Origin of the sequence: Janthinobacterium sp. OK676 (assembly GCF_900103595.1) — a bacterium.
GTDB lineage: Bacteria > Pseudomonadota > Gammaproteobacteria > Burkholderiales > Burkholderiaceae_D > Janthinobacterium.
In genome coordinates this window covers 533,110-545,754 of the sequence record NZ_FNHA01000003.1, presented here as the reverse complement: position 1 = coordinate 545,754, position 12,645 = coordinate 533,110, and the positions used below count along the sequence as shown (strand labels likewise).

At 62.6% G+C, this 12,645-nt stretch carries 12 protein-coding genes; 11 read left to right on the top strand and 1 reads right to left on the bottom strand.

All coding sequences use genetic code 11. The features are described from left to right. Positions 1 to 6: 6 nt before the first annotated feature. From BLU39_RS09295 to BLU39_RS09290, 3 genes are all read left to right on the top strand, one after another. Positions 7 to 1,221, top strand: a complete 1,215-nt coding sequence (locus BLU39_RS09295; protein WP_092712139.1) for an MFS transporter — start codon at positions 7 to 9, stop codon at positions 1,219 to 1,221. Beyond that, positions 1,221 to 1,346, top strand: coding sequence for a hypothetical protein (locus BLU39_RS29155; protein WP_257620246.1), 126 nt, complete (start codon positions 1,221 to 1,223; stop codon positions 1,344 to 1,346). The genes BLU39_RS09295 and BLU39_RS29155 overlap by 1 nt, the downstream gene beginning before the upstream one ends. Positions 1,347 to 1,643: 297 nt before the next feature. Next, positions 1,644 to 2,135 (top strand): REP-associated tyrosine transposase, encoded by a 492-nt coding sequence (locus BLU39_RS09290; RefSeq protein WP_092712137.1) that lies wholly within the window; start codon positions 1,644 to 1,646, stop codon positions 2,133 to 2,135. 109 nt (positions 2,136 to 2,244) lie between these two features. Here BLU39_RS09290 and recG read toward each other — a convergent pair whose 3' ends face one another. Next, positions 2,245 to 4,347, bottom strand: coding sequence for an ATP-dependent DNA helicase RecG (gene recG, locus BLU39_RS09285; protein ID WP_092712135.1), 2,103 nt, complete (start codon positions 4,345 to 4,347; stop codon positions 2,245 to 2,247). A gap of 178 nt (positions 4,348 to 4,525) precedes the next feature. Here recG and queA point away from each other — a divergent pair, with 178 nt between their 5' ends. From queA to BLU39_RS09245, 8 genes are all read left to right on the top strand, one after another. Continuing rightward, positions 4,526 to 5,581, top strand: a complete 1,056-nt coding sequence (queA, locus tag BLU39_RS09280) for a tRNA preQ1(34) S-adenosylmethionine ribosyltransferase-isomerase QueA (RefSeq protein WP_092712133.1) — start codon at positions 4,526 to 4,528, stop codon at positions 5,579 to 5,581. Positions 5,582 to 5,583: 2 nt separating this feature from the next. Beyond that, positions 5,584 to 6,723: a tRNA guanosine(34) transglycosylase Tgt gene (tgt, locus tag BLU39_RS09275; protein WP_034745502.1), complete on the top strand. Its 1,140-nt coding sequence runs from the start codon at positions 5,584 to 5,586 to the stop codon at positions 6,721 to 6,723. Between the two features lie 196 nt (positions 6,724 to 6,919). Then, positions 6,920 to 7,252, top strand: coding sequence for a preprotein translocase subunit YajC (gene yajC, locus BLU39_RS09270; RefSeq protein ID WP_092712131.1), 333 nt, complete (start codon positions 6,920 to 6,922; stop codon positions 7,250 to 7,252). Between the two features lie 95 nt (positions 7,253 to 7,347). Continuing rightward, the gene (secD, locus tag BLU39_RS09265) at positions 7,348 to 9,213 is read left to right on the top strand and encodes a protein translocase subunit SecD (RefSeq protein ID WP_092712129.1); all 1,866 of its coding nucleotides are present in this window, start codon (positions 7,348 to 7,350) and stop codon (positions 9,211 to 9,213) included. A 90-nt stretch (positions 9,214 to 9,303) separates the two neighbouring features. Beyond that, on the top strand, positions 9,304 to 10,326 hold the full coding sequence (gene secF / locus BLU39_RS09260; protein WP_092712127.1) for a protein translocase subunit SecF: 1,023 nt from the start codon (positions 9,304 to 9,306) through the stop codon (positions 10,324 to 10,326). Between the two features lie 77 nt (positions 10,327 to 10,403). Then, positions 10,404 to 11,153, top strand: coding sequence for a hypothetical protein (locus BLU39_RS09255; protein WP_139178210.1), 750 nt, complete (start codon positions 10,404 to 10,406; stop codon positions 11,151 to 11,153). Further along, on the top strand, positions 11,150 to 11,851 hold the full coding sequence (locus BLU39_RS09250; RefSeq protein WP_175539248.1) for a helix-turn-helix transcriptional regulator: 702 nt from the start codon (positions 11,150 to 11,152) through the stop codon (positions 11,849 to 11,851). Before BLU39_RS09255 ends, BLU39_RS09250 begins: the two co-directional genes overlap by 4 nt. Positions 11,852 to 11,925: 74 nt before the next feature. Next, the gene (locus BLU39_RS09245; RefSeq protein WP_092712123.1) at positions 11,926 to 12,552 is read left to right on the top strand and encodes a glutathione S-transferase family protein; all 627 of its coding nucleotides are present in this window, start codon (positions 11,926 to 11,928) and stop codon (positions 12,550 to 12,552) included. Positions 12,553 to 12,645: the final 93 nt, after the last annotated feature.

The following is a 12,645-nucleotide window of genomic DNA, read 5'->3' as shown; positions in this document are numbered from 1 at the left end:
AACTCCATGACATTGCAATCATCGCGCCCCAGCCTGAAAACCGTCCTCATCGCCAGCGGCGTCGTCCTGACCCTGGCAATGGGCGTGCGCCACGGCCTGGGTTTCTGGATGCAGCCGATTTCGCAAGCCAATGGCTGGACGCGCGAAACGTATTCGCTGGCGCTGGCCATGCAAAACCTGATGTGGGGCGTCTTCGGTCCGTTCGCCGGCATGGCGGCCGACCGCTTCGGCACCATGCGCGTCGTCATCGTCGGCGCCATCAGCTACATGGCGGGCCTCGTGTGGATGGCGCTCGTCACGCAGCCGACCCTGTTCATCGTCGGCTCCGGCATCTTCATCGGCCTGGCGCTTGCCTGCACGGCGTTCGGCGCCATCAGCGGCATCATCGGCCGCAGCGCGCCGCCCGAGCAGCGCTCGTGGGCCTTCGGCATCTCGTCGGCGGCAGGTTCGTTCGGCCAGTTCCTCATGATGCCCGTGGAACAGCAGCTGATCTCCGCCGTGGGCTGGCAAAACGCCTTTTACGTGCTGGCCGCGCTGGTGCTGCTGGCGATGATCCCGATGGCTTTCTACCTGCGCGAGCCGCCCGTTTCGCACGCCGGCGGCCCGCAGCAAAGCGTGGGCGCCGCCTTCAGCGAAGCCATCGCCAGCCGTTCGTTCTGGCTGCTGCTGGCCGGTTATTTTGTCTGCGGTTTTCAGCTCGTCTTCATCGGCGTGCACTTGCCGGCTTACCTGAAGGACCAGGGCCTGATGAACCCGAACGTCGCCGTCACGGCGCTGGCCCTGATCGGGCTGTTCAACATCGTCGGTTCCTACTATGCGGGTAAACTCGGTGGCAAGATCGCCAAGCGCTACCTGCTGTCGGCCATCTACGTGACGCGCGCCGTGGTCATCACCGCGTTCCTGCTGGCGCCATTGTCGGCGTGGTCCGTGTACCTGTTCGCCGCCGGCATGGGCGTGCTGTGGCTGTCGACCGTGCCGCTGACGAACGGCATCATCGCCGGCATCTTCGGCGTGAAGCATCTGTCGATGCTGGCCGGGATGGTGTTCTTCTCGCACCAGGTGGGCAGTTTCCTCGGTGCGTGGCTGGGCGGCTATCTGTACGAGCACCAGGGCAGCTACCACATCGTGTGGATGATCACCATCGGCCTGGGTCTGCTGGCCGCGCTGATCAACCTGCCGATCGACGAGCGCGCCGTCAAGCGCGTGGCGGTGGCCGCGTAATGGCCAGCTGGCGCACATGGCTGTGGCGCCTGGCCGGCGCCGCCCTGCTGGCCATCGTCTTCCTGGCCTATCTGCGCCCCGATTTCATGCTGGACCTGGCGAACCGCTTCTGGATGTGCATGTAGGCTGCGTGGGCGCAAGGCGGTTTGCGAAAAGTCGGATTACGCTACGCTAATCCGACCTACCCGGCCTGCTGCCGCGTATATCGCGTAGGTCGGATTAGGCCGAAGGCCGTAATCCGACAACACCCGAAAATAAACAATATCAACGGCGCTTAGGCCGAAGGCCGTAATCCGACAACACCCGAAAATAAACAATACCAACGGCGCTTAGGCCGAAGGCCGTAATCCGACAACACCCGAAAATAAACAATACCAACGGCGTTTAGGCCGAAGGCCGTAATCCGACAACACCCCGAAACCATGCGATACCGACGCGCATTCCAGCCAGGCGGCAGCTTTTTCTTCACGGTGGTGACGGCCCATCGCCGGCCCGTGTTTGCCACCGCCAATGCTGTGGATTTGCTGCGTGATTCTTTCCGCGCCGTGCGGCATCAACGGCCGTTCGCTATCGACGCCATCGTCATCCTGCCCGATCACCTGCACTGCATCTGGACCTTGCCTGAAGGCGATGCCGATTTCATGACGCGCTGGAGGCTGATCAAGACGTGGTTCAGCAAGCATGCAGAATTTAAAGACGTTTGGCAGCACCGCTTCTGGGAGCATGTGCTGCGTGACGAGAGCGACTTCGCAAACCACGTCGATTACATCCACTACAACCCCGTCAAGCATGGTCTTGTGAGCAAAGTCATCGATTGGCCGTATTCCAGTTTTCACCGGTATGTAAGGCAGGGATGGTGTGCTGCGGATTGGGGTGGGGACGTTGTGGATATGACGGGTGTCGGGCGGGAGTGAGCAGCGCTAACAATGTTGTCGGATTACGCTACGCCAATCCGAGCTACCGTTTGCGTTGTGGGTAGGTCGGATTAGCGCAAAGCGCGTAATCCGACATGCAATGTAAGACCTACACTTTTAAAAATTCTTCTTTCCCACCCAGCCAGCGCGCCAGGTGCGCTTCCACAGTGGCGGCGGCGGCGGCCGTAGTGGCGTGCAGCAAATCGTGCGCCACGTCGCGGGCCTGATCCACCAGCCATTGATCCGTTTCCAGGTCGGCAAAGCGCAGCATGGCCTGGCCGGACTGGCGCGCGCCAAGAAACTCCCCGGGGCCACGGATTTCCAGGTCGCGGCGGGCGATTTCAAAACCGTCCGTCGTCTCGCGCATCGTCATCAAGCGCTGGCGCGCCACGCCGCCAAGGGGGCCCTGGTACAGCAGCAGGCAGACGCTGGCCGCCGAGCCCCGGCCCACGCGCCCGCGCAGCTGGTGCAGCTGCGACAGGCCGAAGCGCTCGGCGTGCTCGATCACCATCAGCGAAGCGTTCGGCACGTCGACGCCCACCTCGATGACGGTGGTGGCCACCAGCACGTGGATATGGCCGGCGATGAAGGCGTCCATCACTTCCTGCTTTTCCGCCGGTTTCAAACGGCCGTGCACGAGGCCCACCTGCAGCGCGGGCAGGGCTTCGGCCAGCATCATGTAGGTGTCGGTGGCCGTCTGCAGCTGCAGCGCTTCCGATTCCTCGATCAGCGGGCAGACCCAGTACACTTGCCGGCCTTCCAGCGCGGCAGCATACACGCGGGCGATGACTTCGTCGCGCCGGTTCTGGTCGATGGCGCGCGTGACGATGGGGCTGCGCCCTGGCGGCAATTCATCGATCACGGACACTTCCAGGTCGGCGTAATAGGTCATGGCCAGGGTGCGCGGAATGGGCGTGGCCGACATCATCAGCTGGTGCGGCACGGCCGCGCTGTCACCCTTGTTGCGCAGGGTCAGGCGCTGGCCCACGCCGAAACGGTGCTGCTCGTCGACGATCACCAGGCCCAGTTTGGCAAACAGCACGTTATCCTGGATCAGCGCATGCGTGCCGATCACCAGCTGCGCTTCGCCCGATTCGATCAGGGCCAGCGCGGCCGTCTTTTCCTTTTTCTTCAGGCTGCCCGTCAGCCACGCCACCTTCACGCCCAGCGGCTCCATCCAGGCGGCGATCTTGCGGAAGTGCTGCTCGGCCAAAATTTCCGTGGGGGCCATCAGCGCGGCCTGGTAGCCGCTGTCGATGGCCTGCGTGGCCGACAGGGCGGCGACCACCGTTTTGCCGCTGCCGACGTCGCCCTGCAGCAGGCGCTGCATCGGGTAGGGCTGGCGCAGGTCGGCGCGGATTTCCTCGAGCACGCGCGCCTGCGCGCCCGTCAGCTTGAAGGGCAGGGCGGCGCCGAAAGCGTTCGACAGGGGGCCGACGATGGGCAGCGATGCCGCGCCCTTCGAGCGGCGCGCGCGCTGGGCACGTTTCAGCGACAGCTGCTGCGCCAGCAGTTCATCGAACTTCATGCGCACCCAGGCCGGGTGCGAGCGGTCCATCAGCGCGCTTTCATCGATGTCCTGCGGCGGGTAGTGCAGCAGGTGCACGGCGGCGCGGAACGGCGACAGCTGCATCTCGCGCAGCAGGGATTCCGGCAAGGTGTCCTGCCAGTCGATGCGGCGCATGGCGTCGGCGATCTCGCGCCGCAAGACATGCTGCGACAGGCCCTCGCCGGACGGATACACGGGCGTGAGCGCCGTGGGCAGGGGCGCGCCCTCGTTGACCACTTTATACGTCGGGTGCACCATCTCGGCGCCGAAAAAACCGTGTTTGAGTTCGGCGCGCGCGCGCACGCGCGTGCCTTCGGCCAGCTGCTTGACCTGGCTGCCGTAGAAATTCATGAAGCGCAGCAGCAAATTGCCCGTTTCGTCGGCGATCGTCACCAGCAGCTGCTTGCGCGGCTTGAAATTGACTTCGCACTTGGTGACGATGCCCTCGACCTGCCACGACTCGCCGCCGCGCAAACAGGCGTCGCGTATCGTGTAGACCTTGGTTTCGTCCTCGTAGCGCATCGGCAGGTGCAGCACCAGGTCCATATCCGTGCGCAAGCCCAGTTTGGCCAGCCGGCTCTCCGTGCTGACCACTTTTTTGACGGCTTTCGGCTTCGCGGCCGGCTTGGCTGCGGGAGGAAGATCGGGCTTGGGTTCGGACATATCGGAGATTTTTGTGCCGCTAGCGTAAAATAGAGGGTTGTCCGGCACACCCTGTGCGTACCGCGGTTGTAAATTGTTGCGGCGGATTATTGTAATGCCTGTATAGGCGCACAGTATAGTGCCAGATGTTCCATTGCGCACTCCTAATCATTTTTGACGTACTTTTGAAGCAAAACGCATGTATTCGCTTTCCGATTTCGATTTTAATTTGCCGCAAGAAAACATTGCGCAAACTCCGCTGGCCGAGCGCAGCGCCTCGCGCCTGTTGCATCTGGACGGCGACGCCCTGGTCGACCGCCAGTTCGCCGACATCGTCGGGCTGTTGCAGGCGGGCGACCTGCTGGTGATGAACGATACGCGCGTGCTCAAAGCACGCTTCTTTGGCGTCAAGGAAAGCGGCGGCAAGATCGAGGCGCTGGTCGAGCGCGTGCTCGATGACCGCACCGTGCTGGCCCAGGTGCGCGCCTCGAAGTCGCCGCCGCCCGGTTGCCGCATCCGCCTGGCCGACGCCTTCGACGTGACGGTCGGCCAGCGCGCCGGCGAATTCTTCACTCTGCATTTCGAGGCCGACGTGTTCGAACTGATCGAGGCGCATGGCCGCTTGCCGCTGCCGCCGTACATCGAGCACGATGCGGACGAATTCGACGAGACGCGCTATCAGACCGTGTTCAACAAGGTGCCGGGCGCCGTCGCCGCGCCGACGGCCGGCCTGCATTTCGACCAGGCCCTGCTCGACCAGTTGAAGGCCAAGGGCGTTAACTTCGCCTATGTGACCCTGCACGTGGGCGCGGGCACCTTCCAGCCCGTGCGCACGGAAGTGCTGAGCGAGCACAAGATGCATACCGAGTGGTACACCATGCCGCAGGAAACCGTCGACGCCGTGCGCGCCGCCCAGCTTGCCGGGCGCGACGTGGTCGCCGTCGGCACGACCAGCCTGCGCGCGCTGGAATCGGCCTCGCAAAGCGGCCGGCTGGTGGCGGGCAGCGCCGATACGGCCCTGTTCATCACGCCCGGCTATGCGTTCAAGACCGTGACGCGTTTGATCACCAACTTCCATTTGCCGAAGTCGACCCTGCTGATGCTGGTGTCGGCCTTTGCCGGCTATACGCCGATTCGCAGCGCCTACGCGCATGCGATCGCGCAGAACTACCGTTTCTTCAGCTATGGCGATGCGATGCTGCTCACCACGCAATCGCGCGCTGCGCTGAACCTTGATACTCCCGTGAAAGACTGACCATGCTGGAATTTACATTACTCAAGACCGACACGAGCGGCCTGACCAAGGCACGCCGCGGCACCTTGAAACTCAACCATGGTGTCGTGCAGACGCCGATCTTCATGCCAGTGGGCACTTACGGCTCCGTGAAAGCCATGTCGCCGCTGGAACTCAACGAGATCGATGCGCAGATTATCCTGGGCAACACGTTTCACCTGTGGTTGCGTCCTGGCAACACCGTCATGGAGAAATTCGGCGGCTTGCATGGCTTCATGGGCTGGAACAAGCCGATCTTGACGGATTCCGGTGGCTTCCAAGTGTTTTCGCTGGGCGCCATGCGCAAGATCACGGAAGAGGGCGTGCATTTCAATTCGCCCATCAACGGCGATAAATTGTTCCTGTCGCCGGAAGTGTCGATGCAGGTACAGCGCGTCTTGAATTCCGACATCGTCATGCAGTTCGACGAATGCACGCCGTACGAGATTCAAGGCCGTCCGGCCACCATCGAGGAAGCGGCCAAGTCCATGCGCATGTCCTTGCGCTGGGCGCAGCGCTCGAAGGACGAGTTCCACCGCGGCGAAAACCCGAATGCGCTGTTCGGCATCGTGCAGGGCGGCATGTTTGAAATGCTGCGCGACGAGTCGCTGGCCAAGCTGGAAGAGATCGATTTCCCCGGCATCGCCATCGGCGGCCTGTCCGTCGGCGAGCCGAAGGAAGACATGATGCGCATGCTGGCTCACGTGGGCCCGCGCTTGCCGGCCAACAAGCCCCATTACCTGATGGGCGTGGGTACGCCGGAAGACCTGGTGGCGGGCGTATCGAACGGCATCGACATGTTCGATTGCGTCATGCCGACGCGCAATGCCCGCAACGGCTGGCTGTTTACCCGTTTTGGCGACATCAAGATCAAGAACGCCAAGTACAAGGAAGACCAGGCGCCGCTGGACGAAACGTGCAGCTGCTACGCCTGCCGCAATTTCTCGCGCGCCTACCTGCACCATTTGCACCGTTCCAAGGAAATCCTCGGCGCGCGCCTGAACACCATCCACAACCTGCATTACTACCTGGACCTGATGCGCCAGATGCGCGAAGCGCTGGACGAAGACCGTTTCCACGCGTTTACCCTGCAATTCCACGCCGAACGCGCACGCGGAACTTAAGAAAACCTTATCTGGCGCCCTGGCTGCGGCATGGCCGGAAGTTTTGTGTATTGGTGCTTGGACTGAGGCGATAAAGCATTGCATAATGCCTTTTTAGCCCCATTTGAAGCTGCCATGCCTGCAATTGGAGGCTTGGCGGATTGCCAATGCTAGAATACAGCGCTATTTTTTCAAACTGATTAGAACTGGAGTCACCGTGTTTTTCATTTCCAACGCTTATGCGCAAGTCCCAACCGACGCCCTGGGCCTCGGCGGCAACCTGACCAGCTTCCTGCCGCTGGTATTGATGTTCGTGGTCATGTATTTCCTGATGATCCGCCCACAGCAAAAACGCGCCAAAGAACAGCGGGCGATGATGGACGCGCTGGCCAAGGGTGACGAAGTCGTCACCGCCGGTGGCATGCTGGGCCGTGTTTCCAAGGTAGTGGACGCTTACGTCACCATCGAAGTGGCGACCGGCACCGAAATCACGGTGCAAAAGAGTTCCATCACTACCTTGCTGCCTAAAGGCACCCTGAAGGCGCTGTAATTTCTCGCTGTCATTGCCAACGCAATGATGACCGGGGCGGCTATCCGCCGCCCCTCGCGACGCCTCCGACGCTCAACACTGAACGCTGAATCAATATGAATCGCTACCCTGCCTGGAAATACATCATCATTGCCGTCGCCTTATTGCTGGGCGCACTTTATACGGCGCCCAATTATTTCGGTGAGTCACCGGCGCTGCAAGTAACCAGCGGCAAGTCGACTGTCAAAGTGACGGGCGATCTGATGACGCAAGTCGATCAAATATTGACGAAAGAGAACGTCAAGTCGGAAGGTGTCACCATGGATGGCGCCGGCAACCTCGCCTCCGTGCGCGTGCGTTTCGCCGATCCCGATACCCAGTTCAAGGCGAAACTGGTGCTGGAAAAAGACCTCAATCCCGATGCGAGCGATCCCGCCTACATCGTGACGGTCAACCTGCAAGCCAATACCCCGATGTGGATGCAAAAGCTGCATGCCTTGCCCATGTTCCTGGGCCTGGACTTGCGCGGTGGCGTGCACTTCCTGATGCAGGTCGATGCGAAAGCCGTACTGAACAAGAAAGTCCAGGGCGTCCAGTCCGCCGCGCGCAGCGTGCTGCGTGACAAGAATATCCGCCACGCCGGCATCGAGCGCGTGGGCGACAGCGTGCAGATCAACTTCCGCGACGCGGAAACGCGCCTGAAGGCAAAAAATGTCTTGTCCGACCAGATGAGCGAACTGGCGTTCGCCGATGCGGGCGAAGGCAGCGATTTGAAACTGAACATCACCCTGAAGCCGGCGGCCCTGAAGGCAACCATCGATGAAGGCGTGAAACAGAATATCTCCACCCTGTCCAAGCGCGTCAACGAGCTGGGCGTGGCCGAGCCGCTGATCCAGCAGCAAGGTCCTGACCGCATCGTGGTGCAACTGCCTGGCGTGCAGGACGTGGCCCGCGCGAAAGCCATCATCGGCCGCACGGCGACCCTGGAAGTGCGCCTCGTCGACGAAAGCATCGTGCCTGGCACCGAACTGTCGAGCGCCATTCCATTCAACTCGGAACTGTTCACCGTCGGCAAGGGCGTACCTGTCGTGCTGGCGAAAGACGTGATCCTGACGGGCGACTATATTTCCAGCGCCACGGCCAGCTTCGACCAGAACCAGCAGGCGGCCGTATCGATCGACCTGAACGGCGACGGCGGCCGCAAGATGCGCGAAGCGACGCGCGAACGCGTAGGCAAGCGCATGGCCATCGTGCTGTTTGAAAAGGGCAAGCCGGAAGTGCTGTCGGTTGCCACCATCCAGCAGGAACTCGGCTCGCGCTTCCAGATCACCGGCATGGGCGGCGCGGAAAACGCGAATGAACTGGCGCTGCTGTTGCGCTCGGGTGCCCTGTCCGCACCGATGACCGTCATCGAAGAACGCACGATCGGACCGCAGCTGGGCGCGGAAAACATCGCCAAGGGCTTCCACTCGACCCTGTACGGCTTCATCGCCATCGCCGTCTTCATGATCGCCTACTACATGCTGTTCGGCGCCTTCAGCGTGCTGGCCCTGGCCACCAACCTGCTGTTGCTGGTCGGCTTGCTGTCGATGATACAGGTGACGTTGACCTTGCCCGGTATCGCCGCTATCGCGCTGGCCCTGGGTATGGCGATTGACGCCAACGTGCTGATCAATGAACGTATCCGTGAAGAGCTGCGCGCCGGCAATACGCCGCAAGCGGCGATCGCCGCCGGCTTCGACCGCGCCTGGGCCACGATTCTCGACTCGAACGTGACCACCCTGATCGTCGGCCTGGCGCTGCTGGCCTTCGGCAGCGGCCCCGTGCGCGGCTTTGCCGTCGTGCATTGCCTGGGTATTCTGACCTCGATGTTCTCCTCCGTGTTCGTGTCGCGCGGCGTGGTCAACCTCTGGTATGGCCGCAAGAAAAAGCTGACGACCTTGTCGATCGGCACGGTGTGGGTGCCGGGCACCAGCAAATAAGCGGCGTCCCAGACTCACTCCATAGCGACAACAGCGATCGCGTCCGGTGGCATAGCCGCCGGATGCACAGAATAGAACTCAGAGGATTTCATGGAATTTTTCCGGATCAAAAAAGATATTCCCTTCATGCGCCATGCGTTGATTTTCAACGTGATTTCGGCCGTGACCTTCCTTGCCGCCGTCTTCTTCCTGGTGCACAAGGGCTTGCACCTGTCCGTCGAATTCAAGGGCGGCACCCTGATGGAGGTGAAATACCCGAAGGCGGCCAATCTTGAAGGCATACGCGGCACCCTGATCAAGATGGGCTATGAAGAGCCGGGCGTGACCAGTTTCGATACGGCGCGCGACGTGATGATACGCCTGCCGGTGGAAAATGGCGTCAGCGCCGCCAACACGTCGCAGCGCGTGTTCGAAGCCCTGTGCAAGGCCGAGCAAGGCTCGACCAAGGGCATCGATACCGTCACCGAAAAAGGCGAGCACGTCATCAAGAGCGCTTGCATGGACGCTGCCGGCAGCGAAGCGGTCGTCTTGCAGAAAGTTGAATTCGTCGGCCCGCAAGTGGGCGAGGAACTGGCGCAGAACGGCTTGAACGCGCTCGTGATGGTGATTCTGGGCGTGATGATCTACTTGGCCATCCGCTTCGAGTGGAAATACGCTGTCTCGGCCATCATCGCCAACTTGCATGACGTGGTGATCATCCTGGGCTTCTTTGCCTTCTTCGAATGGGAATTCTCGCTGACGGTGCTGGCGGCCATCCTGGCGGTGCTCGGTTATTCCGTCAACGAATCGGTGGTGATCTTTGACCGTATCCGCGAAAACTTCCGCAAGCAGCGCAAGGCAAGCGTGCATGAAGTGATCGACAGCGCGATCACCAGCACCATTTCGCGTACCATCATCACCCACGGTTCCACCCAGATGATGGTGCTGTCGATGCTGATCTTCGGCGGCCAGACCCTGCACCACTTCGCACTGGCGCTGACCATCGGTATCTGCTTCGGTATTTACTCGTCCGTGTTCGTCGCGGCCTCGATCGCCATGTGGCTGGGCGTCAAGCGCGAAGACTTGATCAAGCCGGTCAAGGAAAAAGACGAAACCGACGGCGCCGTGGTGTAAGCGCAGGTTTTTTTTGCAGGTCGAATGGAAAAACGATCACCGTTTGCGGTGGTCGTTTTTTTTTGTAACGGATGATGATGAAGCGTATTTTATTGATGGGCATGATGGCGGGCGTGACGGCGCTGGCCGGCGCCGCCGATTTCAGCCGTGCCGATGCCGCCAGCATCGCCATGCGCGGCCCGATTGCCGAGGGCGACGTGGACAAGCTGCGGCTGCTGGCCACGCCGGGCACTACGCTGCTGCGCGTCAATAGCGACGCAGGCGATCCGCAGGCGGCGATGCAGCTGGGCCGCTATCTGCGCCAGCAGCAATGGCGTCTCGCCATCGACACCGTGTGCGCCGGCAGCTGCGCCCTGTATGTGTTCCCGGCCGCGCGGCACAAAAGCATACCCGACGGCGCCGTGCTGGCGCTGCAGGAATCGGCGTTCTTGCGCGCGCAGGTCGACCGGGCGCAGATGCGCCGCATCCTGGTTGATGCGGGTGTGGCGGCCGAGGATCTGGACAGCGAAACGGTGGCGCTGGCGGCCCAATTGACGGAGGCGGCGGCGCAGGAAGCGGTATTTGCCGCGGAGCTGGGCATCGCCCCCGCCTTTTACCGCGATTTCCGGCTGGTGGCGGCGCAGGCCGAGCGCGTGCGCCAGCGCTTTCCCGACCAGGAAGCGGCCGTTTACTGGTGGCCGGCCGCCGCCCGCCTGCAGCGCTGCTACGGCATCGGCGGTGTGCAAGAGCAGACGCGCGCGGCGCGCCTGGCGCCCGACGGCTATCTGTACGTGCCGGCCCTGTCGGCCCTCGTCATGGGCGACCAGGCCTTGCAGGCCTGCCCATGAGCCGCAGCGGCCGTTTGTTCCTGCTGATGGACGCCATGCGCGCCAGGCGCGTGCCCGTCACGGCGGCCCAGCTGGCGCAGCAGCTCGGCGTTTCCGAGCGTACGATTTACCGCGATATCCAGACCCTGGCCGAACTGGGCGCGCCCCTGCAGGGCGAAGCCGGCATCGGCTATGTGCTGCGCCGCGGCGCCTTCCTGCCGCCGCTGATGTTCGGTCCCGATGAACTGGAAGCGCTGGTGCTGGGCGCGCGCTGGGTGCGCCGGCAGGGCGATGCGGGCCTGGCGCAGGCGGCCAGCAATGCCCTGGCCAAGATCGCGGCCGCTTCGCCGCGCGACCTGCGCGACTGCATGGCCGAGACCAGCTTGTGGGTGCCGCTGGGGCGTCCCGCCGATGGCGCGCAGCCGGCCGACCGTTACGTGCAGCCCGTGCGCGAGGCGATCCGCTACGAACAGAAGCTCACGCTCGCCTATCAGGACGAGCATGGCAGCGCCAGCTCGCGCACGGTGTGGCCGTTCGCCCTGGCTTTTTTCGAAGGCAAGCGCCTGCTGGCCGCCTGGTGCGAGCTGCGCGGCGATTACCGGCATTTCCGCATCGACCGCATCGCCAGCGTGCAGCAGCATGCGGAGCGCTACCCCACGCGGCGCCATGTACTGCTCGACGCCTGGCGCAAGGCGCACGAGATTGACCCGGAATCCTGATATTCGCTCCTGACAAAAACTGTCAGTGACGGCGACTACGATGGTGGCTTCCTCACTCACCGGAGTTATGCACCATGCGCCTGTACCACCACCCCATGTCTTCGAATGCCCGCCGTGCCCTGATGACGGCGATCCACCTCGGCCTGCCGCTGGAGCTGGCCGAAGTCGACCTGATGAATGCGGACGACCGCCGCCGCCTGCTCGAACTGAACCCGAACGGCAAGGTGCCCGTGCTGGCCGATGGCGATTTCCTGCTGTGGGAATCGTGCGCCATCATGCAATACCTGGCTGATCAAGTACCTGGCCAGACGATTTATCCGCAGGCGCCGCAAGCGCGCGCCGACGTCAACCGCTGGCTGTTCTGGGCCGCGCAGCACTTCGCGCCCGCCGTCAGCGTGCTGGCCTGGGAACGCGCCTGGAAAGGCATGACGGGCAATGGTCCTGCGGATCCGCTGGAAGAGGCGCGCGGCGAGCATGAACTGCATGAATGCGCCGTGGTGCTGGACGCGCACCTGGCGCAGCGTGAGTGGCTCTGCGGCGATGCCCTGACCCTGGCCGAGTTCGCCGTCGCCGCGCCGTTGATGTACAGCGAGGCCGTGCGCTTGCCGCTGGCGCAGTACCCGCACATCCAGGCGTGGTTTGCCCGCGTGCGGCAACTGCGCGCCTGGCAGGAAACGGACGTGGAATTGGTGCCGGGATAATCTGCGCGCTAAGTGAACCAGCGCACGGAGCCGGCGCGGCGCACCGCATAAGATAGGGCTGTCTCTTTCAGGACATCCCTAGCTTTGGACTTT

Excerpts from the sequence above, each read along its gene's own strand:
- BLU39_RS09255 (WP_139178210.1), top strand. The coding sequence starts at position 10,404 with ATGAAGCGTATTTTATTGATGGGCATGATGGCGGGCGTGACGGCGCTG.
- BLU39_RS09250 (WP_175539248.1), top strand. The coding sequence starts at position 11,150 with ATGAGCCGCAGCGGCCGTTTGTTCCTGCTGATGGACGCCATGCGCGCC.
- queA (WP_092712133.1), top strand. The coding sequence starts at position 4,526 with ATGTATTCGCTTTCCGATTTCGATTTTAATTTGCCGCAAGAAAACATT.
- secF (WP_092712127.1), top strand. The coding sequence starts at position 9,304 with ATGGAATTTTTCCGGATCAAAAAAGATATTCCCTTCATGCGCCATGCG.
- BLU39_RS09245 (WP_092712123.1), top strand. The coding sequence starts at position 11,926 with ATGCGCCTGTACCACCACCCCATGTCTTCGAATGCCCGCCGTGCCCTG.
- BLU39_RS29155 (WP_257620246.1), top strand. The coding sequence starts at position 1,221 with ATGGCCAGCTGGCGCACATGGCTGTGGCGCCTGGCCGGCGCCGCCCTG.
- secD (WP_092712129.1), top strand. The coding sequence starts at position 7,348 with ATGAATCGCTACCCTGCCTGGAAATACATCATCATTGCCGTCGCCTTA.
- recG (WP_092712135.1), bottom strand. The coding sequence starts at position 4,347 with ATGTCCGAACCCAAGCCCGATCTTCCTCCCGCAGCCAAGCCGGCCGCG.
- BLU39_RS09295 (WP_092712139.1), top strand. The coding sequence starts at position 7 with ATGACATTGCAATCATCGCGCCCCAGCCTGAAAACCGTCCTCATCGCC.
- tgt (WP_034745502.1), top strand. The coding sequence starts at position 5,584 with ATGCTGGAATTTACATTACTCAAGACCGACACGAGCGGCCTGACCAAG.
- BLU39_RS09290 (WP_092712137.1), top strand. The coding sequence starts at position 1,644 with ATGCGATACCGACGCGCATTCCAGCCAGGCGGCAGCTTTTTCTTCACG.